This is a genomic window from Aulosira sp. FACHB-615 (assembly GCF_014698045.1).
In the GTDB taxonomy this organism is placed as follows: domain Bacteria; phylum Cyanobacteriota; class Cyanobacteriia; order Cyanobacteriales; family Nostocaceae; genus Nostoc_B.
The window spans coordinates 359324-383802 of sequence record NZ_JACJSE010000004.1; the positions used below are offsets into that span (position 1 = coordinate 359324).

A 24479-nucleotide genomic window follows, 5' to 3' on the forward strand; every position below is an offset into this window, starting at 1 on the left:
GCGAATATAATTGCTGCTTTAATATTTAATCTGGAATATTGCTATGAATGCTTTTACAGTCAATCTCAAACCAGTATTGGAACTGACAGATGAGCAATTTTTTAATCTATGTCAAGCAAATAAGGACTTGAAATTTGAACGCAGCGCAACTGGAGAATTAATTATTATGCCGCCTACGGGAGGAGAAACCGGTAATAAAAATGCGAGAATTACTCAACAAGTAATGAATTGGACTGATGCTGATGGTACTGGCATAGCTTTTGATTCTTCTACTTGTTTTAAATTACCTAATAGTGCAGACCGTTCTCCTGATGCTGCTTGGATAAAGTTGTCAAGATGGAATACTTTAACAGATGTAGAAAAAGAAAAGTTCCCTCCTATTTGTCCTGATTTTGTAATTGAGTTACTTTCCCCAAGTGATAGTTTGAAGGTTGCACAGGAAAAGATGAGGGAATATATAGACAATGGTGTGCGGTTAGGTTTATTAATTAATCGTAAATCTCGTCAGGTAGAAATTTATAGACAAGGTAAGGAATTTGAGCTTTTGGAATCTCCTGTTACAGTATCAGGGGAAGATATTTTAAATGGTTTTGTTTTGAATTTGGGAAGAATTTGGTAATTGATTTTTTGATTATGAATAATGTTTAGTATACAAAGAATTACTTTTTGCTTTTATATATTTTACAAACAGAAAGACAGGCGTTAGGGAAGCTTATCGGAGGTATCGCTAACCGTGTCATCATCATATCAGCGATCGCTACACTATCAATTGCTCTAACACAACAATTGATACAAATGTTTTTGGTGTAGTGCGTGTTACTCAAGCATTAATTACCTTAATGAAAGAACATAATTATGGACGAATAGTGAATGTTTCTTCAGGGATGGGACAGTTAACAGATATGGAGGGAGGTTTCCCTGGATACCGTATTTTTAAAACAGCTTTAAATGCCGTCACCCGAATTTTTGCTAGTGAATTAACTGGCACAAATATATTAGTTAATTCTGTTTATCCTGGTTGGGTAAAAACTGATATGGGTGGCGCAAATGCACCACGTACACCAGAACAAGGCGTTGACACAATCGTATGGCTGGCAACCCTTCCAGATGATGGTTCTAATGGAGGATTTTTCCGCGATCGCCAACCAATTGCTTGGTAAAATTTTGTATTTAGTTATGAATCGATACAAAGAATTCACGATAATTAATCAGGCAAAGTTGGTGAAAATATACAATTTTCTTGACATGGGGATCGCTAGACAAAATTTATTCAGTAATCTCGAAAAATTGTGCGGGCTGATACAGTAATTTCTAAAGGGCTATTATATTCTTTATAAGCCCTTTACTTTTACCCTTATGGCGGAAATATCCGCTAAAAAAGCACCAAAGCATATAGATAATTTCTCCTAGGAAAGTAGGATTGATAAACTTCAACCACAATGTTTCTGTAACAACATAGGAAAATTACTATGCTTTGGTGATTTACTTAAAATTTTGTCAAGATTCAATAGAAATTTGTTATTCTTCGCCTACATATTTGATTCTCAAGGGAATGCAACGTCTTTGGGGTAGGAAAATCTCGGATCTGGCGTTTGGCGAGTTTCTACAAATCCTGGAATGGGTTGCTAAGAAGAAAAATAAATTGGTTGTGTTTATCGACCAGTGGTATCCATCCAGTAAGACTTGTGCTAGTTGTGGCCATGTTCTAGAAGATTTGGATTTATCTATGAGAGAATGGCGTTGCCCATCTTGCCAATCCGTGAACGCAAGGGATGAGAACGCATCTCAAGTGATTGAAATGGTTGGGGCATGAACCATCGGGTTAGGTGATGTAAGTCGGGCTACGCCTGCAATCGCTGTTTGAGCCTAGAATCCCCGTGCTTTCACGCCGGGGAGTATGTCAAAATCGAGTTGCTGGGATACTCAGCAGGATTGCCATTTTTATTGTTTTAGCCTGTGCTTACTTCTGGATTACCGACTATCAACACCCTCAAGCAACCCACCTCTGATGCTTGGGTCGAACAAGCGATCGCAAATTTAGATATTATTTTGCTTGACCATTCCCACTGCGAACGCAAAGCCGCCGGGGTGGCGTTAAATTTTATGTTTCGCTATCCTTCTAATACTAAAATGGTCAGGGAATTAACTGCGATCGCCCGTGAAGAATTAGAACACTTTGAACTCGTCAACCAGTGGCTAGAACGTCGCAACATTCCCCTTGCACCCTTATCGCCGCCTCCTTATGGTGCAGGTTTAAAAGCCGCAGTCCGTCCCAACGAACCAGACCGTTTTTTAGATTCCTTACTCGTCACCGGCTTAATAGAAGCCCGCAGTCACGAAAGACTAGGACTGTTAGCCACACATTGTCCTGAACCAGAATTAGCGAAATTTTATAAAGGCTTAATGGCATCAGAAGCCAGACACTTTGGTACATACTGGGTTTTAGCAGATACTTACTTTGAGCGTGAAATCGTTCAGCAAAGACTTGATGAGTTAGCAATTGTTGAAAGCGATATCCTGGTAAACTTGCATCCAGAGCCGAGAATACACAGTTAGTCAAGCAAAGTGCTGAGTGCTGAGTATTAACCAGTTAAATTCAAGGTCTTAAGAAATTAATACTGTGCTAACCTCAGTGACTACGGCTATATATTCACTAATAGACATCTTATTTATCATGCTTCAGTTAACACATATCAGGCTGTTAGTAAACAACTATAAAGATTGTTTCTTCTTCTACCGTGACGTATTAGGCTTTTGGATTGATTGGGGGGATGAAAATAGTGGCTATGCTGAGTTACACACTGGAGATAACCTCAAGTTAGCCTTATTTAGAAAAGATTTCATGGCTGAAGCAATTCCCAGTGCTTATTTACCTTCAGCCTCAGATTGTCATAATAAAATGGCTTTGATTTTTGCCGTTGATAACGTTGATGAAGTATACGAAAAACTCAAAGAACGCAACGTTGTAATTGTCACCCAACCTTTAGACCGTCCAGCTTGGGGACTCCGCACTGCTCATTTTCGTGACCCCGATGGTAATTTAATTGAAATTTTTAGTAATTTAGGGACGGTGAATTAAGGTTGTCATTTGTCATTTGTCCTTCGTCATTTGTAATAACCATTTGGAAAATAATTATCTACAGATGGAGTGCAGAAAGGCTGACTAATAAGTTCTTTCACAATTCAAAATGGTATTAGCCGACTGCAAACTCGGTAAATTGTCGTTTAAAAGGAGAATGAAAAGCCAAGACAATATCTTGTTTAGGCACACCTCGGCTAGTCAGTTCATCAGCAATACCACCTTCAGTACCGTCGTGCTGAATCCAGATTTTTTCGTTTTTAATATCTAAGTGTAAAACACAACCATATACACGCCGTTTATTAGACCAGCCGACATGAACTAGTTGATAGCGATCGCGCTCTTGATCAAAAATAACTTCAGCGTCTACTTCTTCATTACTAGCTTTAATTTCGCTATAAGCTTGTAAAAGCTCTTGAATAAGTTGTCGATATTGTTCTACTTTTGCCATTTGATAATCGCCTCCTCATCTGGAGAAAAAATAATCAATCGCACTTGATAGCGTTGAATTAACAAGCGCGGTAATTCTTAATATTCATATAGCAGTCCTATTTGAGAAATGAACAAAAGAGACAAGGTAGACAAGGTAGATAAAGGAGACAAGGTAGAGAGATGTTGGTATATCATTTAGAATTGCTATATTTTCTTGAATTTTAGGATTGCTATATTTTCTTGAATTTCCTAGCCTACAGTTTGTTCAGCTAACCTCAACTCATAGTTCTTCTGAAGATTTAGCCAAAATTCTCCACCAGTTCCAAAATATTGACCTAATCGTAAAGCTGTATCAGCTGTTATCCCTCTTTTTCCGTTGATGATTTCGGTAATCCGGTTTTTAGGAACATGGAGAACACGAGCTAAATCACGGGTGCATCCCAGTTTTTATTTAGCAACTAAAGAATAAAAGTCATTGCGTTCGCGTAGCGTCTCGCAGAGAGGAGGGACGACGAAGCAATCGCATGGTTTTGTTCTTAGTGCGAGACTTTGCGATTGCTTCACTTCACTTCGTTGCGTTCGCAATGACATACAAAAAAGTGGGATGCTCCCCTAAATCACTTGCGGTCATACCAAGTTCTGTGATTTCATCCCCAAGAATTTCTCCTGGGTGAATGGGTGGGCGTACCACTTATTTCTCCTGATTGGAATTTTTGCATTTATTAGGGGTTCCTGCTAGAGAAACCCCAAAACATTTATTTTTTACAGTTATCTTAAACCACCCAATATTTTAAGGTTTGGGAGTACTTGCAGGTGCAGGTGGGGCAGATGCAGCAGGCGGAGGAGTTGGGGAAGCGGTTGCAGCTTTGTTAATTTCGTCTCGGTATTGAGCAGGCGCTAAACTGGCTGCATTACTAAACAAAGGTTTAGCTTCAGTAGTTTTGCCTTGTTCCTTCAACAGCATGGCTTTAGCTAAGACAGGGCGAAAATCCTTGGGATCTTTTTTAATCGCTTGGTCATAGACATTCATCGCTTGAGGAAAGCGTTTTTGGGCTGCATAGACATTGCCTAGTAGCACTTGCACAGCAACTACATTCACACTTCCGGGCTGAATGGTATTAGCTTGGGTAGCATTATTTAAAGTTTCTTGTAATAGACCGATCGCAGCTTCCGGGCGTTTTTGGTCTAAGAGCAGTGCTACCATACCTTGTAAAGCTTTTAAATCGCCTGGTTTAGTATCCAAAATTGTGCGATATGCTTGGGCGGCTCCTTCTTTATCGCCAATTTGCTGTTTGGCTTGAGCGAGGAGGACTCCATATTCTGATCTTTCAGGATTGAGTTTAGCTAGTTTTTCTAAAGGGGCAATTACTCCTTGAACATCACCTTGATTCAAGCTTAAAAGTTGTAAACGTGCTTGTAATAAACCTTTCAGGGCAGTTTGATTTTCAGGTTCCCGTTGTAAAACTAGTTCATAACCCCGTACTTCATCTTGCAATTTTGTTTTTTGGTCAGAGGAAGCTAAGTTACCTGTAGGATTTGCAGCATTCTGGTTTGTCGATGTCGGGCTATTGAATGCGCTAATAATAGGAACTATAGATACACCCACAAACATCAGAACTGCTAATGCCAAGATAACCCGGACTATCCAACGATTACGCGCTTCAGACACAGTTTTGTAATTCTCCAGAACTCTAATGACATTATCATTGACACAAATTGGAAAGTGAAAATTTCCAAAACTTTGCGGAATACCGCCAATTGTCTGTGAATTTTATAACAAATAACTATTTACACTGCTAAAGTAATTGATGACTTTAGGGGGAGCCGTCAGAGTTTTACCTATGATATGCTTCCGAAACTAGTGTCTAGACGCTAGATTAAACATTTAGAGTATAAATGTAAATTTAGCGTTTTTGGAATTGTATTTGGCGTTGTCGTGTGTCTTGGTGGAACACAATATACTTTCATCAGCCGCACAAACGCGCTTTCCAGTTGCTTTAGTAAAATCCCACAATGGGATGTGTCTCCGCCGCAAGGAGTTTTTATGAATTCCGACCTGATGCCTTCGCCTGAATCTTCTAATTTGCCTGAGTCCAATCAACCTGAAACCGAAACAGATACGGCTCTTGATGTCACAACAGTAGTAGCTACTGTTTCTGAATCGGAAAATTCGTCTACTGATCCTAGTGAGATTGTCAACGATGCTCATTTAGCCAATCGACAGCAACCAATTCCACCACCCAGCGAACCAATGCAGTACAGAGCGATCGGATTAGTCCGGGGTCGCTACATTGCAAGCAGTGAACAGTTTACTCAAGGTACGCTCCTGACTGCGGATGGTGTGGAAATCCAAGCTGTTCTCCTCGGTCGAATTATGAGCTTAGTCAAGAATCACCTTGATTTAGAAAAAAATCACCTCTGGGTAGTTTATCCCCGTACTAAGCAAGAAACCGATGCCTTACATCTGCAAATTGTGGGTGTATGGGAACCCGAAAATTTAGCCAAACAGCAAGCACAAGATTCGGCCGATGATGAATTGCCTCAAGCCGATGCTGCTGTAACAGATAAAAGCGACATTAAAGCTTCATCAGATATTCCCGATGGTGGTTTTTCTGTGCGTGGCGAAGTAGTTTACCAATCTTTTGATGACAAAAATTTAGTTGTCAAAATTAAGCAGGCTGCTCGCAAACAAGATGAAAAACCCAAATACTTTAAATTAAAACTCAAAGGTGTCCTAGCGACTAAAGCTGTGGGCAAGTTTTGGGATTTCCAAGTCAAACGAGATGGTGACTTATTAGCCATAGAAACAGCAGAAGCGATCGCGGATTTACCCAAAAAACGCCGACCACCCCAAAGAGGTGGCCCTGGTGGTTTCCGTGGTGGTGGCGGTGGTGGCGGTGGTCGCCGACCATTCCCGCCCAGACGTAGCCCTGGAGACAGTTCCAGCCCACGTCCAGTCAAAAAGATCGGCGGCGGTGAAGCCTCAGCAGTGTCCAAACCTCTGCCAAAATCATCTGCTCCAGTTCCTAAGCCCATTAAAAAACAAAAGCCACCGCAAGAGTAGTGCTGAGTTGAAAGTGCTGAGTGCTGAGTTAAGAGAGTGCCTGCGGTACTAAATAAAGCTGAATTACTGACTCTTAGTACTCAGCACTCAGCACTCAGCACTCAGCACTCAAAACTAAAAATCTGTCCAACGATCTTGGGGCAAAAATGATCGCTCCATTGGAATGGGGGCGACTGGTTCTGTGAGGGTAAAAGTGCCAGCTGCAATCCATTGTTTTAACTCTAGGGCGACTTGCCGAGATAAGGACATACTAGCTAAAGGTGCAGCACGCACAGTTTTATTTTCAATGGTGAGTCGCCCGGATTTCAGTTGGGCGTAACTCACCAACCCAAAGGTCGGACGCACGCGCCGGGGAATGGAAAAATCGACGATGGGCGCGACTAAATCTTTATCCTGCACTGCACAGTGTTCAACGACAGTTTCGTTTAATACGGGGAATGGTATCCCCACACCCAACATCAACGAAGGGCCATAACTTTTAAAGTAGCAACCACGTACCCAACTGGCTGACATTTGTTTAGCATCACCAATTAAGGCTAAGGTAGCAGCCGGGCCAATGGGTGTACGATTAGCTAACCGCTTTTGTAAGGGGAAGTGTTGCGTTCCTTCCCAAGCGATATAGCCGATACCGCCACCTAAGAAAATCCGTGTCCCAATGCCAATGAGTTGCAAATCGGGGTCGTTAAATAGGGGAGAAATTGCCCCAGGGTTAGAGTAGACGGCGTTACCAAGATGAGGTTGTAAAGGGCCGAGATAAGTAAAAAGTGGGCGATCGCCACCATTCACACCCACGATAAAATTTTGATAAAGGTTACGCGGATTAAATAAATAAAATTGATTGATAGTGTCACGGGTAATGGTAGTTTCAAATGTTGCCCGTGGATAACAATCTGTAACTTGTCCTTGCGCCCTGACTTGTACTTGTTTCCCGGCAATCAAATCTTCAATCACATGACCACCGCCACGTTCGCGGATTTCCTCACCGTCCATCGTCTCCACGGCACAACTAGCACCCAAGTATAAATCTACCGCCCCAAAACCTGTATATGCAGGTACGCCATCTATCCAACAACGGCGAATTTTAATCGGGGGGTCAGTGTGTCCGAGATTAAGAATCGCACCACTAGACTCCATTGGCTCAAATGTGCCGGTGGTAATCACATCAACTTCCTTGGCAACTTTGCTGACACCAACTTCTACAACTCTGGCTTTGACTTCTTCAACTGTTAAAACTACTGCACGCTGGCGGCTGATTTTCTCGTTAATTTCGGCGATCGTTCGCATAATAATCAAAATTAGGGGTGTAAGGGTGTACTTCGACTTACCTCGACTTCTCCTGACGGAGACGCTGCGCGAACGCTCGGTACAAGTCGCCCAGTAACCTTTACTATCACCTGTAACCTATCACCTATTCCCGATTAATCAATTGTTTCTGGGTCAATATTTAATTCCCGCAGTTTTGCTGCTAACTTTTCGGCTCGTGCTTGCGCTAGTTCTTTTTGCTGACATTCAAATTCGGCGGCTTCTTCTGGCGTTGGAACTAATAGACCGACTGGAGTAAAAAATCGCAATAGTCCTTCATGAATACCCAAGTATAAACCCAACTGCTGACTCCACAAATGTCCTTGAGCATTGGGTTCTAGGGTTTGGTATTGACCATCAACTAAATGAAATCCGGCAAATTCTTGAGTTTCTGGGTCGAACCAAAAATAATCAGGTGTGCGGAAAGTATTTTGGTATAGTTTTTTCTTTAAATCTTTATCGGTTTTTGCCGTTGATTCTGAAAGAATTTCTAAAATTACGTTAGGATATTTCCCTTCTTCTTCCCAAACAACCCAACTTTTGCGAGTGCGACGCTCTGTATCCAGCACGACAAAAAAATCTGGCCCCCGGAAGTGTTCATCTTTGCGTTTATTCCAACTGTAGTAAATAGTTAGATTTCCAGCCGCGTAGAAATCGTTTCTGTCTCGCCACAACCACTCTAAGCATTTAAAAAGTAAAATTATTTGCCGGAGATGCAGTTCTGTTTCCAAGGGAGGTTCGTCGCTGTATAAATCACCTGGAGGAAAGATAACATCTTCTGGGGTTGCTTGAGGAGCGTCTAGTTCTTTAGCAAGGGACATGAGGAGATGACTGCATCTGGTAGTGATGGGTTTATTTTAGCGTCTAGGTTGAAAGTGCTGAGTACTGAGTGCTGAGTTCTGAGTAAAAATAATAATCTCTAGCCCCAAGTCCCTCTTGTTAAAATCTACTTCATAATGTGCAGAATGTACCATTTGGATGGTACAAATGGGAGATACGATTCCCACATCAGCGCATAACAATTAACTTGGATAGTAAAACTTACCTACAGCCTAAAACGATGAAAGCATCTGCTAAGTTCGACTTTGAGGACGAAAAATTTAATGCGCCGCCTTCTCAAGTCATCCCTTGGTGTCAGATGATTAATCCTCGGTATGGCACTGATGGGATGCAAACTTATGGTCTCGCCATCAAGTTAGATAATGCTAATGCTGTGGGTTTTCAGCCGGATGAAAATTGGCAGCAAGTAGAGCATGAATTTAGCTCTGGTGTCGAAACAGTTTTTATGACTACTACTCCGCGCTTGGTGATAGTGCGCCGAGGCCCTTTGTCAGTCAAAGACCGGGAAACAGGGCTGAAGTTAGGTACGCTCAAAGAAAATTATGATGCTTTTTTAGCGGATAAACTGAAGTTTAAAACTTTTACGCGCTATTTAATTTTCTTAGTCAGTGAAGATAAGAAATTTTTACATGACTTGCCACTACAATTAACCCTGAATGGTGCAGCCGGAGCAAGTTTCAGCAAAACCTATTGTGAGTTTCAACAAGGCAAAGTGGTGAGTGGTTTTGTTGCCGAATTAGAAAAAGCTTATGCTGTATATCGTAAACAACCATTAACACCAAAAGGCCCTTTGTTCCACGCGCATGGGATATTCTGCCCGATAATTGAGTGCGAAGAAAGAGGAATTGAGCCGAATACTGTGTTGGTTGCTTCGACTGTAGATTACAAGCATCCAACAGTGGGAACATTAACACAATACTTGATTGCTTCTGATGCGCCTGAGTCAGCAATTATTTGCAAGTATTTTGAAGAATACAAAGAATTTGGTAAGGAACCAGTGAGAACAGAAACCAGTAAACCAGTTATGGCTGGTGTTTCTAGTTCCTATATTTACGCTGATGAAGATGATTTTGGTTATCCACCATATTAGGTGGGGAGTTGTGAGTGGGGAGTAGGGAGTAAGTAATTTTTCTTCCCCCATTCCCTACTCCCAATTCCCTACTCCCTAGTTTTTGAGTAGCAAATAATATAGTGAACCATTGCCACCTGTAATTCCAGCGCGATCGCCTGCTAGTTTACCAGTTCCCATAAAGTAATCTACCCTGCCTGGGCTTTTAATCGCACTGCCTGTATCTTGGTCTAAGACAAAACGGCTGACAGTACGCGGTTGTAATTTGCCACCAGCAGCAGGATAGGGGAATGTACCATTAATTAGTGCTAGTGCGCCAGGAGGCATCAGCGATTTATCAGTCGCAATGGAACGTTCTGCTGTCACCGGCACATTAATACTACCAGTGGCTTTTCTCCCTGGAGCTTCTTTAAAGAACACAAAGCGTTCCCAACGAGGCAAATAATTATTTAACTCTAAGGGATTTTGCTGGAAGAAACTAATCAAGCGTGGCATGGTTAAGCCGTCTAGGGGCAGTTTGCCATCTTTGGCGAGTTCTCTGCCGATGCTAGTCCAAGGATAGTCAGTACCGCCAGCGTAACCAACAGAAGTAGTTTTGCCATTGGTTAACCTGATTTGGGCAGAACCTTGGATATGTACCATGTATGCGTCTAAGCGATTGCGGAACCACAACAATTCCAAACCGCGCAACTGGCTTTTATTTCCCAGTAAACCATCTTTGCCTTCCAACTCAATGCGTTTTGGATGAGGTTTAGCCCATTGGTCAAAATTTGGCGGTAGTCGATAAAGGGGATACTTATATATAGAAGTTCTAACGCGACTGGCCTGATAAATAGGCTCATAGTAAGCAGTAAATTTAACAGTACCCTTGCCATCATTGCCAACAGACTTGTAAAACACAAACTCTCGCTGAACGGCTGTTCTGAGTTGACTGGCAGATTTGGCTGTTGTGACTAATTGCCGGAAACGCAGTAAACTGCGCCGCACGCGATCGCGGGTAATTCCTGGCACCGGATAATCTTGATAGGCGGCGATCGCTTTATCTTTTGCCAAATAATCTAAACTATTGTCAATGGCCGCTAAAAGAGCTTTGCGATCGCCACTTTTGCCTGGACGACCAAAAATTTGATCATCCCATCCCAAACAAGTAGATACAGGAGTACAAGTATCACTAATTTCTACAGGTTCGAGTGGTAATTGGAACTCAGGGGGAGTGCTTGGCTGTGTAGGTAACGGTACAGGTAATGGTATCGTCGTCGGAACTTGAGCAACAGCTGGCCAAATTGTGTTAACAAGGGCAATTCCTAGACTCAAAGAAGCCAAAGCAAGGGTTTTTCTCATGATTTAGTCGAATCTTTCAACACTAGAACTAAACAGTGGTTCTACCCGGATTGCCACAATCCGAGATGGGCGGACAACCATATACTCTCCCTGAATATTCTTGATCGGTACACTGATAAAATCATTCGAGGTAGACTTGGGTACTAGTTCGCCACTATACCATTTTTGAAATTCTTGAATAGTTGGAAACCGCACTTCTTCACGATGACCAGTTTCCAGCAACAGGTGTACAGCGTACTCATTCGGTGTTCTAGGCATAAAGTTGAATCATTAAAAATATGTTCAACCCATGTTAACCACGTCACCCCAGAATGAAAAGGGTAAGCATACGGGAGCAAGAAAAGCTATCCGGAGAGTTTTGCATTAATTAACCATGAGCTACTACTCCTAAGTCTTGACTTTTATTGTCCCTCTAGACGGCCAATAGTTGAACCTGTTCCTGGAAATCTCTGTGCAGGCTGGGAATAATAAGGAGTCAAACCCAAAACCATGTAGAGACGTTTCCTCAATTTTTAACCGTTAAGCTAAACCAAAATTTTATTTATATAATTTCAGTCCGTAAAAGTGTAAAATGAGATGTAAAGTAGAACCATGAAATCCTTGCGGGGTATATGACAGCAACGTCGTCGAAAATGACTCTTGCGCCCGTGTTCTACACATTGGCTCAGGTTCAATTTAACCCAATTACCCAAATGTCGGATTATGTTGCCCATTTGCAGGAGCGCCTGCGCCGAAGTGGGTTCCCTGACTTCCGCGACGAAAATCAAGTTGAACTCGAAATTCGCCGACTAGACGAATCACAACCTGATGTTCGTCATATACCACATAGGCGCTGGAGTTTCACGAATACTGAATGTACCGAAGGATACGTATTGCTCTCGAATGCCTTGGTTTTTCACACTACTAGATACGAGACCTTTGCAGATTTTTTGAACAAAACCATATCTGGCTTAAGTTTGGTACATGAAATAGTTGAACTGGCTTATGTTGAAAGGATTGGACTTCGTTATCTTGACGCTGTTGTGCCGATGGATAATGATACTCTCCAACAATACTTGAGTCCATCTTTGCTTGGATTTTCTCCAAGCTTACAAGGTAGTCTAAATCATAGCTTTACTGAGACGGTCACAACTATCGGGTCTGGTAATTTGGTTGCTAGAGCATTGATTACGGATGGGGGATTAGCTTTGTCACCTGACTTGATGTTGTTACAGCTCAAGCTGAAACCCCGATTCACAGAGATTAATGGGCGAAATGCCGTGTTAGATACTGATTATTTCGTCGTTAGACGAGACAGCTTTGACCTTAAAGAAATTGAAGATCAGCTTTTGAAGGCGCACGACATCATCGCCAATGCTTTCAATGTTTCGGTGACTGAATACGCTAGAGAAAAGTGGGCTTAAGACTATGACTATAACAATACAACCTTATCCCTCCTCTCCTGTTCAAGATAAAAAGACCAATAATTTTCATCCAGCTATCAAGTTAATTGATCCACCAGTTTTAACGCCAGGCACAGGTGGTATTTTGACTGCTCAAAGTGCTACCGAGTTAAACAGATGGGTCTATGATCCACGTATACATATCGAACCTTCTCAGTCCAAGCATATTGATACACGCTCCCCTGCTGCTCATGTTGCCAATATCCGTGATGTATTTTCTGTAAATATGTCTGATCTGGCTTCTGTTCTTGGGGTCACTCGTCCTACTGTCTATGCTTGGCTGGCAGGACAAGAGCCAAAAGAAGAAGCTGTAATACGTATTCAGCAGTTATCTCGCGCCGCAGACAAATTTAATCACGCAAACATCATCCGTCTAGATAAACTGGTGCATCGTCCAATTTTAAATGGGCGTTCCTTGCTCGACATACTCAAGACAGATGAAGACCCAATAACATTTTTACCAACTCTCAAGGCAATAGCTGATAGAGAAGCTCAGACCCGGCGTGAATCTAAGGGATCTGGTAAACACCTGAGATCGCTCGATGATGTATTGAGTGAGTTTCCTGTGTCTATCTATGAAAGGAGTTAGTGCGAGCAATGCCTTGGTCTCGAAACACATCCTGGCGGCAGGGTAGCGTACTGGCGCAGAAAGACTTTCAGGCAGTAGGTTTGAGCGACGTACCTGATGCTGATCTGGCTATAGCAATATCTCATGATTGCGATATCGCCAATGACAATCTAGATGTTGAGCCAACTGTAGAATTTATATTTGCTCGTATTCTAGAGGAGTGCGATGGAAATTATACACATGGGAAAAACCCCCGCACTCTACACCTGGAATACACACATGGTGAAACCCCTGTTTTCCTTAAGCTGCTCGCGCCAGAAAGATTCATATTAGACAAAAATACGCTTGAAGCAGTGCAGCCTGACGAATCTTATGGACTTACTCCTCGTTCTCGGCAGATTCTTCAGAATTGGTTGGCAGCTAGATATCGCCGCCATGCTCTACCGAACAGCCTTGTTGATCGGCTTCGTGAATTTCTTAAACACATTGATAAGAAAGGCAAGCAAAATTCTTCTGGAATATTGTTTTTCCGTCTGTCCTATGACCCCGAACATGAACTTCCTTCCGAAGAACCCTATGAACTCAGGCTATACGTTGTTTATGTCACTGATAAGGAGGAATACAGCACGATAGCTCAAGAAATTGTACAAAACCTGAAAACGGAATTTCCGAAACTTTTAGAAAAGACAAAGAATTGTGGCACGGTGATTCTATGCAGTTGCGAAGCGGTTTCTGAAATGGAATTCACGGTTCGCGATATGCGTGATACAGTTGAATATCATCTTGAACACTTAAGCTATCGCACTGAGCCTCCAGACCCAGTGATTTAGTTGTAACTACCCTGCCGCCTCAAAATCATCAGCAGTTCAGCTAACCTTGCCAGGATTGGAATAGATAGCAGAATAAAGTGCGATCGAGAATCATTATCAAAACCTTGTTAGGTTTCGCTGTTGCTCCATCCAACCTACCTTGTTTTGCTACATATTTCGCGGTGGAATTTCTCGCCCTTGATAAAATTGCTTTTCTAACTTGCCTAAACCAAACCAAATTCCGCCACCAAGTAATACAGCTAAGTTGGCAATAATGACCGTGATATGAGAAATATCACCGGGAAATAATACTGATAAAGACAACAAACTCCAAATTAATGCGGTTGCTATCACTACTCCTAAACGCAACCTTTGGAGGTTTTTTAGGGCAGTTCGACAACTGCTGCAATGTTTGGTGTGGGAATGGTATCTATCTAATAAAGCTGCTTTGGATAGTGGCGGTGGTAAGGTTTTTCCTGGAAATGATTCTGCACAATATTGCTTGACCCAAGAACGCAATTGAAATACAAAAATATCCGCTTTAGTTGGTAAATAAAATGCTTTGCTAAAGTTATCAGTGCCACCTTTTTGTTCTAAATAACGTTCTTGGTGATGTAAGAAAATCTGGTCATCTTCGAGTACGCCATTTTGCCCTAGATGAGAGTACCAGCGAGGCGTGAGTTTCAGAAATAATCCTGGTAATTTTGATGAGAACTTAAAGGGAAAACGGGCAAATAAACGACATTCTCCTTTACGGATGGGAGTTGCGTAAACGACTGTTAATGTTCTACCAAATTGCTTGGAGGTGAGATCATGCCACATCAACCCCGGCGCAATAAAGGTAGTATCTTGTTTGCCTAAAGTGCCTTTGCGGGGGCCTTCTTGCCAAAGTCCTTTAAAGCCCCATTTACCAGACTCGACAATTTCTAATTCGACTGGCGCAACATTAGCGCGGTTGCCAACGGTGCGATGATGAGTATAAGGAATGTGGCTGGAATCGAGAACATTTTCCATTAATGTCAAAGCATCATAAGGTAAGTCTCGAAAGGTATTCAGACAAACCCAGCCATCTGTATCTTCTTCTAAAACATCAACGATGGGAACCTGTATTTTGGCAGCATTCTCAGCTTGACCAGGATAAACAAACAATAACCCTTGTCTGACTGTGGTTGGAAATGATTTTACGCAGGCGCGGGGAGATGTTTCGGCTTTTCCGCCTGGTACTTGTTGGGGAATGCTTTCACATTTGCCTGTTCCCGAAAATGCCCAACCATGATAAGGACATTCTAGCCGTCCATCTTCATTAATTCTGCCTTCGGAAAGTGGCGCTAAACGGTGGGGACATTGGTCTTCAAAAGCCCGCCAAGTTTGTTCATTGTTATCCCACCATAAAACTAAGTCTCGCTCTAGTAAGGTGAAGCGTGTTAGCTGGGATTTATCTAAATCTGCAACATAGTGGACAGGATACCAAACTTCTAACCAATCAAAGCGTTCTGGGTCTAGTCCACCAGCAGGTAAATTTTCTGTGGTTGTTGGGGATAATGGCTCTAACAAGCTGTTGGACATAATGAGTGAGATGCTTCAAGTAATAGTTGTCTACCCACCAAAAATGTAACAATTTTTTAAAGAAGATGGCAGGCAAGCAACATGAAATCAGCCAATGGTCTAGATTAACAAGCAGTTGCATAAAAGAATTTCAACGCTATGGCAGTAGATACAAGAGAATGTGTAAAGGCGAAACTAGCTTTACGTCAGATATTGGCTGCTTGTGGTGGTAACACTAAGGACGAAACGGTAATTGCTGCTATTGAAAATTTGCGACTTGTTAACCCAAATCCAGCACCAACTCGTAAAGGTAAGCTATTAGATAGTAATTGGGTATTAATTAGTGCGCCTAATTTTCCGGGCGGTAAACGGTTGGGAAATGGTAAGTTTGTCTACACTCTTGGTCGTCTGGCGTTTAATATGTTTCAGCCGACAACACTAAAATTAGTAATTGACCGAGTTTCACAACCTATTTTTTTATTAGGAAATGGCGAACAGCGTAGTCATGATATTGTTGTGGAATTTACAACGGTTGATGAAAATTACCCACAAATATCGGGGGTTGTGCGGAATTTGAGTGTGTGTGAACCAATTAGTGATACGGCGCTACAAGTCAAATTTACTGGAGGGATTTTAGCACCAAAAGACCCAAATAAAATGGATGAATGGCGAACAATTTTTGGTCAGCAGAGTCAAAATGTCAAACGCAGTTTTAAAGACAGTTTGATGTTTGGTTTGTTTAAATTAATGTTTGGGCTGGTTCCGCCACAAGGAATTAATTCTGAGACTGGAGAAGCTAAGTTTATCATGGAGCGATCGCCTAAAGGTCGGCTAGAAATTCTCTATCTTGATGAGGAGTTGCGAATCACTTGTGGCGAAAAGGAAATGATTTTAGTATGTGAAAGGCAATAGCATATTTTGTAAGAATTCAGAACTCAGGAGTCAGAAGTCAGAATTTAATAGCAATTCACAACTATTCATCTGTTGAGCCAGAATAATTTTACAAAATATACCAACATTCTGACTCCTGGATTCTTACAATATTTCTATTCCCCACTCCCACTCATCCTCATGCAAACTCCCTCTACTGTTCCAAATTTAATTGCTGCGGGCTTTCATGCACTTTCCGATCCGTTACGGATTAATGTGCTGGAATTATTGCAACAGCAAGAACTTTGTGTATGTGATTTATGCGATGCTTTGAATGTTAGTCAATCAAAACTCTCATTTCACCTCAAAACTTTGAAGGACGCTGGTTTAGTTAATTCTCGTCAAGAAGGACGTTGGATTTATTACAGTTTAAATATTCCCCAATTTAGTGTTTTAGAACAGTATTTAGCAGGTTATAGTCAGCATAATTTGATATCATCTGTACGTTCTTGTTGTGATTAGTTTCTACTCAGAACTTGTTATTTTTGTAGAGAAGCAAGATACCCGACTTCTTCAAGAAGTCGGGTATCTGAACACTACGAATTAGTACAAATTAGAAGACTGAAACTGGATATTAGGATTAACGCACTTTAGTATCTGGTACAACTGGTAATTTAGGTTTTAGTTGTTCTTGTTGTGCTTGCAATTTTTGTTGGGCAATGGGTTGATTAGCTAATGCTAAGGCATTTTTGGGATCAAGTTGTAAGGTGGCGGTAAAAGTATTGACGGCATCTTCTAATTTACCCAATCTTAATAAGGCAACGCCTTTACCTGCTAAGATATTTGCATCCATAGGAGCTAAAGTACTGGCTTGGTTATAAGCATTAATCGCCTCATTATATCGAGCTAAATTAAATAAAACGATGCCTCGGTTGTACCATCCTTGGGGTAAATTAGGGTTAATACCGATCGCTCTATCCGCAGATACCAAGGCTTCTTGATTTCTCGATAAATGCCACAAAACCACACTCCTGTTAGCCCAAATATTGGCTATGAGTGATTGATCTGTGAATTTGCCCACATTTTCTAAGGCTTTATTATAAGCTGCTAGGGATGCGGAATAGCGGTCTAAGGTTTTGAGGATTCTGCCTTTATTAAACCATGCTTGGGCATATTTGGGATTGATTTCGGTGGCGCGATCGCTACTGGCAATTGCATCAGAATATCTGCCTAAATACCATTGAGTTGCGGCACGATTATTCCATGCTTCAGCATAGTTGGGATTGAGGGCGATCGCTCTTTCGATTGAGGCTAATCCTTCTTCATAATTTCCTAATCCGGCTAGGGCGATTCCTCTTTCTTGCCAAGCTAAGGCGGGGCTAACATCACCCCAGCGACTATCCCCTTGTAGTGCTTGTTCGGCGGCTGCTTGTGCTTCTTTAAATTTGCCTAATTTGTTGAAACTGGCACTTTGACTGGCTAAAGCCAAAGCATAATTAGGAATTAGTTTGACAGCAAATTGGTATGAAACTGCCGCTTGTTCTGGTTTACTAATGGCTGCTAATGCTCTACCATGTTCTAACCAAATATCTGCATCTTTGGGATTCATGGCTACGGCTTGATCAAAGGAGGCGATCGCTTCTTCTAATTGTCCGTTTTTTTTCTGTGCCAAGCCTTTAGTATACCAAGCAATTGCAGGTGTAGTATCACCCCAATTTTTATTAACTTTAATGGCTGCGTCACAAGCGGTGATCGCTTCACTGAATCTGTTTAAATTTGATAATGCTTGGCAATTCCCGACTAAGGCTAATGAATTGTCGGGATGAATTTCTAAGGCGCGATTATAGGAGGTAATTGCTGCGTCTAATTGTCCTAATTTACTTTGCCCTAAAGCCCGGTTATATAAGGCTACAACTTCTGTATGATTGCCCCAGTTACCATCAGAACGTAAGGCTAAATCACAAGCGGCGATCGCTTCGGCAGTTTTGTTTAAATTTAATAAGGCTTCACATCTTTGCGCTAAAGCTAAAGAATATTTGGGTTGCAGGCGCAAGGTGCGATCGGCTGATACTAAGGCTTCACTATACTTGGCTTGCTGGAGTAGAATTTCTGTACGGGTAATCCAAATTTCTGGTTCGTCGGGTTTGATAGAAATACCTTGATTGCAAGCTGCGATCGCTTCATCATATTTCTTTTCCTCTCCCAACAACTTACAAAAATTCGCCCAATAGTCAAAGTCTTTAATTTCTAATTTTTCTTGGGCAAACAAAGTTGTTGGTACTAACGAATTTGCTAATACAAAAACTGCCGTTAGTCCCCCGATAATGCTGCTGGATGTAACTGCTTTACTTATCCCCTTATTAATAGCTTGTTTTTGTGTTGGCTGAGTATCATAAAAATGTCTCATATTTTTTAAAATTTTTCAAAAATATTTAATGTTACCGACAATAATCAATTAAGCAGGTCGGTGAAATTAAAAATAACTAGTGAGGGCTGTCATTTGTTATTGGTCATTGGTCATTTGTAAGTGTTTCCAGGATATTTACGCTTCGTAATATACTTTGGTTTATTTCCACCGACTTACTTAAATCCTCACACAGAATTTAGTTACATAAATTCTTCTTCTGTCACCTGTCACCTGTTCCCTACCTCCATAAATGAATTAGTCCGTATTAACTTTAGCAAACACATCCATAACAAATTAATTTTGCAAACATTCGCAAAAATTAACATCTTTAACTAGGAGAAACTGCAAACTTTTATAAATTGTTGGCAACTTAATAAGCTAATCTATATTCTATTGATGCAAAAGATAACTAAAAATTTTAAACTCTCAATAAAAAAATTAAAAAAATATAATTTTTATGCAGCCAGTAATTTCTATCATCATCAGAGTTTACAATCGCGCCAATTATCTCAAATTAGCCATAGAAAGTGTTTTATCACAAACTCGCCCAGATTTTGAACTATTGATTTGGGATGATGGTTCTACAGATCATAGCCTAGCCATTGCCCGTGAATATGAACAGCGTGATCGCCGCGTGCGGGTAATAGCCAGCAAATATAATCTGGGAGTAGCCAAAGCTTTAAAAGGTGCGATCGCTGCAACTCGTGGTAAATATATTGGTTGGCTAGATAGTGATGATTTACTCGCCCCCACTGCACTAGCCCAAACCACAGCCGTATTAGATGCTAAACCCAATATTGGCTGGGTTTACACCGACTATTTAGACATTGATGAAAATAATACAATTCTTAGTTATGGCTATCGCTGTCTGGTACCTTATAGCCGAGAAGAACTGTTAAATCGGTTCATGACATTTCATTTCCGCCTAATTCGCAGTGAAGTGTTGGAATTAGCTGGAGGAATTGACGAAACACTGGCAATAGCAGAAGATTATGATTTATGTCTGCGACTTTCCGAAGTTGCGGAAGTAGAGCATATCTATCAGCCCTTATACTACTATCGCACCCATCCCGAAACAATATCACAGCAACGCAGACAAGAGCAAATTAAGAACTCCCAACTTGCAATTATCAAGGCAAAAAAACGCCGACAGCAAATTCAACCTAGTTTACAAAAAAAAGCCCTCATTCCTGGTAGCAAGATAAATTTCCCTGCTATTACCAAAGCTAAAAAGCCAACATTAGCACTCAGCAATATTGCCTTGCTGTTATGCCTCATACCCACAGCCGCCATAGCCCAAAACATCACCCCCGCCAACGACGGCACAGGTACAACAGTTAACACCCAAGGTAATAACATTAATATTGGTGGTGGTAGCCTCAGCAGCGACAAAGCCAACCTTTTCCATAGCTTCAGCAAATTTGGACTCGATGCCAACCAAACAGCCAACTTTTTATCCCAACCATCCATCCAAAACATCTTAGGCAGAGTCACAGGTGGAGACGCATCCATCATTAACGGCGTAATTCGCGTCAGTGGTGGCAATTCCAACTTATATTTAATCAACCCCGCAGGTATTATCTTTGGGCAAAATGCCAGTTTAAATGTGCCAGCCTCCTTTACCGCTACTACAGCCACTCGTCTTGGTTTTGGGAATAATAACTGGTTAAATGCTGTTGGCACAAATAACTACAGTCAACTTATTGGTACACCCAATAGTTTTGCCTTTGATAGTAGTGTTGCTAGTGCAATTTTCAACCAAGGTAATTTAGCTGTACCGTCAGGAAATAATCTCAGTTTATTTGGCGGCACAGTAGTGAGTACAGGCAGTTTATCAGCCCCTGGGGGTAACGTCACAATTGCGGCTGTACCGGGAAGTAGTTTACTCAAAGTCAGTTTGGCGGGAAATCCTTTGAGTTTGGAAATTCAACCATTAAATTCTACTAATAATAATTTGCCATCGAATGATTTAGCGGCGTTATTAACTGGTGGTAGTGGTGGCAATGCCACTAATTTAGTTGTAGATAATGGTGAAGTAAAGTTAACTGGTTCTGGTTTGACTGTGAGTAATGGTGATGTTGTCGTCAATCAAGCATCTGGGAAAAATGTCACCCTGGCAGCTAACCACAATTTAACACTACCAGAAAGTCAACTTGCTGCCACAAATAACTTAAATTTACTGGCGAAAGATACAGTCAGAGTGCGTGATAGTGTCGCTAAAAGTTTCTCGGCTACTGCTGGCAATAACCTGACTCTTCAAGGCAATCAAGGTATTGATATTTTTGCGATTAATCACTTACAGCAAACAACTTTTATTAGTGGTGGTAATCTCTCGTTAATCAGTGATGGCAATATTTCTTTAGACGCGCATTTTGCTAGTGGTGGTAAATTTTCAATTCTCAATTCTCAGCAGCAAGGGGCAGACTTTATTAGTTTAGTTGACCCAATTTTTAGTTCTAACGAAGATGTTACCTTTGGGAACTATAATGGGCCATCTTTAAAAGTAGAATCCCGTGGCAGTATTACAACTGGTGCAATTTCGATTACTGGAGCAGATACCGCCCTTTCTAGTACTACTGCCGATGGTCAAATTTTGAGTAGTCAGCCAGCTTTGATTTTACGAGCAGGTGTGAGCAGTTTACAAGAAGTTACCAGTGGAGTTTCATTCACATCAACAGGAAGCACATCTTCTCCAGGTAATGTAAATGTCACAGGTGATATTTCATTTAGTCTTTATGGTGGCCCTGTAATTATCAGTGCTACAGGTGATATTACAACTCAAAATATTACTAGCTCTGGTTTCAGTAACACCAGTGGTGATGTGACTTTAACCGCAGGCGGTAGCATTACCACAGGTGATATTGACACATCAGCATCAGGTTTCGGAAATGTTGTTGCAGGTGCAGTCACCCTCCAAGCCGGAACTAGTGGCACATTTGGGCATAATATTACTTTTAATAGTATTAATACTCAAAGTTTTAATTTTAGCGTAGGTACAGCCCAAGGCGGAGATGTTAATGTTTTGGCCTATGGATTGGTAAGAGGTATAAGCTTCATTCCTGATGGTGAAGGTGGTTTTACTGGTGATACCATTAACGCCACTGGTACCACTCAATCCGGCTCAATCACAATTCAACATGATGGCGGGCCGAATAACGTCCCATTTATTGTGGGCAATTCCACTACTAATGGTACAGCCGGAAATATTGTGAGAAATGATACGCCCACAACAACTACTTCATTTCCAGTTTTACCCAATGGCGGCACAGTTACAGATACTGGTAATGGCGCTAACTTTACTTCCATAAATACGCCACCCACCATCACAACCGATTCACTCTTTTCCACAGTTCCAAATAAATCGATAACTTTTACATTTGGGTCTTTAAATCCGATGATCAGTGATGTCAATAATGACAACTTGACGATCATTTTTGATGCGATTTCATCAGGTACTTTAACTTTTCAAGATGGTACGCCCGTGACATCTGGTAGCGTATTAACTTCTAGTACGGTTTTAGTATATACGCCACCAGCAAATTCCAATGGTGTTATCCCAGCTTTCACAGTCAGAAGCAGTGATGGCGTTTCTCAATCTGATCCGCAACAGGTGAATGTAACTGTTGTTTCCGAACCAAACATTGATGACCCCATTCCTGTACCACCGATCATAGTTAATCCGCCAGTAAAAGTTGTTGTAGACCCAGTATCTAAACTGGATGAAAAGTTTACTGACAAAGTTGGGGAGTATTTAGGAGAAGGCAAACCTCTAGTTAAAACTGTGACAGAGGCGCAAGAAGTTCTCACGAAAATTGAAGCTTCTACAGGTGCTAAACCTGCCTTAATTTACATTTCATTTGTTCCTGCAAGCATTAAAGAAACGGCTCAACTACCCATTCTTTCTAAAGATAACGATGTTTTAGAATTGGTAGTGGTGACAGCTAAAGGTGAACCAATTCGGCAAGTATTTCCAAATGTAACGCGATCGCAAGTTATCGCCGCCAGCCGTCAATTAAGCAGTGCAGTTACAGACCCCGCCCTGCGTCGCACCTATATCAAGCCTGCTGAACAACTATACAATTGGCTAATTGCACCCCTTGAATCTAACTTCAAAACCAGAGAAATTAATAACTTAGTTTTTCTCATGGATACGGGATTACGCGCTATGCCCGTAGCCGCACTTTATGATGGTAAACAATATTTAGTTGAACGCTATAGTGTTGGTTTAATGCCCAGCCTCAGCTTAACTAACACTCAATATGTTGACATTAAAAAAGCCCAAGTTTTGGGTATGGGCGCATCGAAATTCATGACCCTCGATCCGTTACCAGCCGTCCCCACAGAATTAAACACCATCACTCAAAAAATTTGGCAAGGTAAAGCCTTTTTAAACGAAGCCTTCACCTTGAAAAATCTCAAAGCCCAACGACAACAAACACCCTACGGCATTATTCACCTAGCAACTCATGGTGAATTTAGAAAAGGTGCGCCCGGTAACTCTTATATTCAATTGTGGGATAGCCAACTGAGAATGGATCAAATGCGTCAACTTGGCTGGAATAACCCCCCTGTTGAACTAGTTGTGCTGAGTGCTTGTCGTACAGCCTTGGGTGACGAAGATGCAGAATTAGGTTTTGCTGGCTTTGCGGTACAAGCTGGTGCTAAATCTGCATTAGCTAGTTTATGGTATGTCTCCGATGAAGGCACATTTAGCTTAATGACCGAATTTTACGAAAAGTTACAAAAAGCCCCGATTAAAGCCGAAGCCCTCCGACAAGCACAAATAGCTATGCTGAAAGGAGAAGTACGCCTAGAAAACGGTAAACTCAAAACATCTCATGGTGATTTACCTCTACCACCAGTCCTACTAGAACTTGGTGACAAAAGCCTGACTCATCCTTATTTTTGGTCAGCCTTTACCATGATTGGTAATCCTTGGTAGACGGACGAATTCAGCAAGCCCTATATAACGCCGTGTGCAACTTTCTCTCAGACCTAACCCCCAACCCCTGACAGGTGTAGGTTTTTTACGTTATGTTCCAAAAACCTTGATTTAGGGTGTAGGGGTGTAAGGGTGTGAGGGGGGTGGAACTCTGATTAAATCGTGATTTTTAGAGTCGCTACTCATCACTTTTTTAAAAACCTACACTTGTGAGAGGTTTGGAGAGGGGTTTTAAGAATCAGTCGCACATCGCGTTATATAAAAATTTGTAACAAATTCCGAAATTAGTATCTTTATAATTGTGTTTATATACGTCAACAGGCTGTATTGACTAATTAGTACGAGCCTGATTTTGCTTGATTAATTAACTAAACCAACATGATTCGCTGAAACCACACTCTTAAAAATTCAGATAAACGCGGGTGCTGCGAAAGTCATATAGTGATGATTCATAAATTGCTTCACTTTCGCAACAATCTCAGTCGTCTGATGCAAAGAACTGATGAATCAGCCTTTTTATTGGATAAATTAATAGTTTCATTGCTCAATATTTGATGAGAATGAAACAGTTTTTTATGATATAGGAATCATATTTTATTTCTGCAAAGCTAGGTAAAACTCTATCACTTCTTTTCCTGTTCCCTATTCCCTACCTACACAAGTAATTTCAACACTTCTGTCTGATTCCTATATCTATTTTTTGGTTTGGGTATTTATCAAAGTAAAATAAAGCGTTCAAACTAAATCCAATTTAGTATTACAGTCTGCT

The 24479-nt window shown here is 41.3% G+C and carries 20 protein-coding genes and 2 pseudogenes; 13 read left to right on the top strand and 9 right to left on the bottom strand.

The window, feature by feature from the left end:
- Positions 1–43 precede the first annotated feature (43 nt).
- From H6G77_RS08770 to H6G77_RS08790, 5 genes and pseudogenes are all read left to right on the top strand, one after another.
- Positions 44–619, top strand: coding sequence for a Uma2 family endonuclease (locus tag H6G77_RS08770; protein ID WP_190871358.1), 576 nt, complete (start codon positions 44–46; stop codon positions 617–619).
- 163 nt (positions 620–782) lie between these two features.
- Positions 783–1160 (top strand): annotated as a pseudogene (locus H6G77_RS08775) (SDR family NAD(P)-dependent oxidoreductase); the annotation flags it as partial.
- A gap of 377 nt (positions 1161–1537) precedes the next feature.
- Positions 1538–1813 (top strand): annotated as a pseudogene (locus H6G77_RS08780) (zinc ribbon domain-containing protein); the annotation flags it as partial.
- 143 nt (positions 1814–1956) lie between these two features.
- Positions 1957–2556, top strand: coding sequence for a tRNA-(ms[2]io[6]A)-hydroxylase (locus H6G77_RS08785; RefSeq protein WP_190670421.1), 600 nt, complete (start codon positions 1957–1959; stop codon positions 2554–2556).
- 115 nt (positions 2557–2671) lie between these two features.
- Complete coding sequence (locus tag H6G77_RS08790; RefSeq protein ID WP_190593286.1) at positions 2672–3079, top strand: VOC family protein; 408 nt, start codon at positions 2672–2674, stop codon at positions 3077–3079.
- Between the two features lie 115 nt (positions 3080–3194).
- Here H6G77_RS08790 and H6G77_RS08795 read toward each other — a convergent pair whose 3' ends face one another.
- From H6G77_RS08795 to H6G77_RS08805, 3 genes are all read right to left on the bottom strand, one after another.
- Entirely contained in the window at positions 3195–3530 is a 336-nt protein-coding gene (locus H6G77_RS08795) for a XisI protein (RefSeq protein ID WP_190670423.1), read from the bottom strand.
- A 230-nt stretch (positions 3531–3760) separates the two neighbouring features.
- Positions 3761–3955, bottom strand: coding sequence for a HigA family addiction module antitoxin (locus H6G77_RS08800; RefSeq protein WP_190593287.1), 195 nt, complete (start codon positions 3953–3955; stop codon positions 3761–3763).
- 346 nt (positions 3956–4301) lie between these two features.
- Positions 4302–5180 carry a tetratricopeptide repeat protein gene (locus H6G77_RS08805; RefSeq protein WP_190670424.1) on the bottom strand — a complete coding sequence of 293 codons (879 nt, stop codon included), beginning with the start codon at positions 5178–5180 and terminating at the stop codon, positions 4302–4304.
- A 375-nt stretch (positions 5181–5555) separates the two neighbouring features.
- On the opposite strand from H6G77_RS08805, the gene H6G77_RS08810 reads away from it, so the two are divergent.
- Entirely contained in the window at positions 5556–6575 is a 1020-nt protein-coding gene (locus H6G77_RS08810) for a hypothetical protein (RefSeq protein WP_190871359.1), read from the top strand.
- Positions 6576–6689: 114 nt separating this feature from the next.
- Here H6G77_RS08810 and H6G77_RS08815 read toward each other — a convergent pair whose 3' ends face one another.
- Positions 6690–7859 (bottom strand): homocysteine biosynthesis protein, encoded by a 1170-nt coding sequence (locus H6G77_RS08815; RefSeq protein WP_190670426.1) that lies wholly within the window; start codon positions 7857–7859, stop codon positions 6690–6692.
- 134 nt (positions 7860–7993) lie between these two features.
- Positions 7994–8698 carry a Uma2 family endonuclease gene (locus H6G77_RS08820; RefSeq protein ID WP_190871360.1) on the bottom strand — a complete coding sequence of 235 codons (705 nt, stop codon included), beginning with the start codon at positions 8696–8698 and terminating at the stop codon, positions 7994–7996.
- Positions 8699–8937: 239 nt separating this feature from the next.
- Between H6G77_RS08820 and H6G77_RS08825 the strand changes: the two genes are divergently transcribed.
- Positions 8938–9807, top strand: coding sequence for a DUF5895 domain-containing protein (locus H6G77_RS08825; protein ID WP_190593263.1), 870 nt, complete (start codon positions 8938–8940; stop codon positions 9805–9807).
- 75 nt (positions 9808–9882) lie between these two features.
- Here the strand turns inward: H6G77_RS08825 and H6G77_RS08830 are convergent, their stop codons facing one another.
- On the bottom strand, positions 9883–11127 hold the full coding sequence (locus H6G77_RS08830) for a murein transglycosylase A (protein ID WP_190593264.1): 1245 nt from the start codon (positions 11125–11127) through the stop codon (positions 9883–9885).
- A 3-nt stretch (positions 11128–11130) separates the two neighbouring features.
- Positions 11131–11385 carry a hypothetical protein gene (locus tag H6G77_RS08835; RefSeq protein WP_190593265.1) on the bottom strand — a complete coding sequence of 85 codons (255 nt, stop codon included), beginning with the start codon at positions 11383–11385 and terminating at the stop codon, positions 11131–11133.
- Between the two features lie 353 nt (positions 11386–11738).
- Here H6G77_RS08835 and H6G77_RS08840 point away from each other — a divergent pair, with 353 nt between their 5' ends.
- Genes H6G77_RS08840 through H6G77_RS08850 form a run of 3 tightly spaced genes read left to right on the top strand, consistent with a single transcriptional unit; the run spans position 11739 to position 13967 of the window.
- A complete protein-coding gene (locus H6G77_RS08840) occupies positions 11739–12530 on the top strand; it encodes a TIGR04255 family protein (protein WP_190871361.1) in 792 nt (263 codons plus the stop codon).
- A gap of 4 nt (positions 12531–12534) precedes the next feature.
- Positions 12535–13158: a hypothetical protein gene (locus H6G77_RS08845; protein WP_199331419.1), complete on the top strand. Its 624-nt coding sequence runs from the start codon at positions 12535–12537 to the stop codon at positions 13156–13158.
- An 8-nt stretch (positions 13159–13166) separates the two neighbouring features.
- On the top strand, positions 13167–13967 hold the full coding sequence (locus tag H6G77_RS08850; protein ID WP_190593267.1) for a hypothetical protein: 801 nt from the start codon (positions 13167–13169) through the stop codon (positions 13965–13967).
- 147 nt (positions 13968–14114) lie between these two features.
- Here H6G77_RS08850 and H6G77_RS08855 read toward each other — a convergent pair whose 3' ends face one another.
- Positions 14115–15512 (bottom strand): Rieske 2Fe-2S domain-containing protein, encoded by a 1398-nt coding sequence (locus tag H6G77_RS08855; protein WP_190871362.1) that lies wholly within the window; start codon positions 15510–15512, stop codon positions 14115–14117.
- Between the two features lie 138 nt (positions 15513–15650).
- Here H6G77_RS08855 and H6G77_RS08860 point away from each other — a divergent pair, with 138 nt between their 5' ends.
- Both H6G77_RS08860 and H6G77_RS08865 read left to right on the top strand, forming a co-directional pair.
- Positions 15651–16403, top strand: coding sequence for a PAP/fibrillin family protein (locus H6G77_RS08860; RefSeq protein ID WP_190670430.1), 753 nt, complete (start codon positions 15651–15653; stop codon positions 16401–16403).
- A gap of 159 nt (positions 16404–16562) precedes the next feature.
- Positions 16563–16883 (top strand): helix-turn-helix transcriptional regulator, encoded by a 321-nt coding sequence (locus H6G77_RS08865; RefSeq protein ID WP_190871363.1) that lies wholly within the window; start codon positions 16563–16565, stop codon positions 16881–16883.
- Between the two features lie 118 nt (positions 16884–17001).
- Here the strand turns inward: H6G77_RS08865 and H6G77_RS08870 are convergent, their stop codons facing one another.
- A complete protein-coding gene (locus tag H6G77_RS08870; protein WP_190871364.1) occupies positions 17002–18768 on the bottom strand; it encodes a tetratricopeptide repeat protein in 1767 nt (588 codons plus the stop codon).
- A gap of 457 nt (positions 18769–19225) precedes the next feature.
- Here H6G77_RS08870 and H6G77_RS08875 point away from each other — a divergent pair, with 457 nt between their 5' ends.
- Entirely contained in the window at positions 19226–23710 is a 4485-nt protein-coding gene (locus H6G77_RS08875; RefSeq protein ID WP_190871365.1) for a CHAT domain-containing protein, read from the top strand.
- Positions 23711–24479 lie beyond the last annotated feature (769 nt).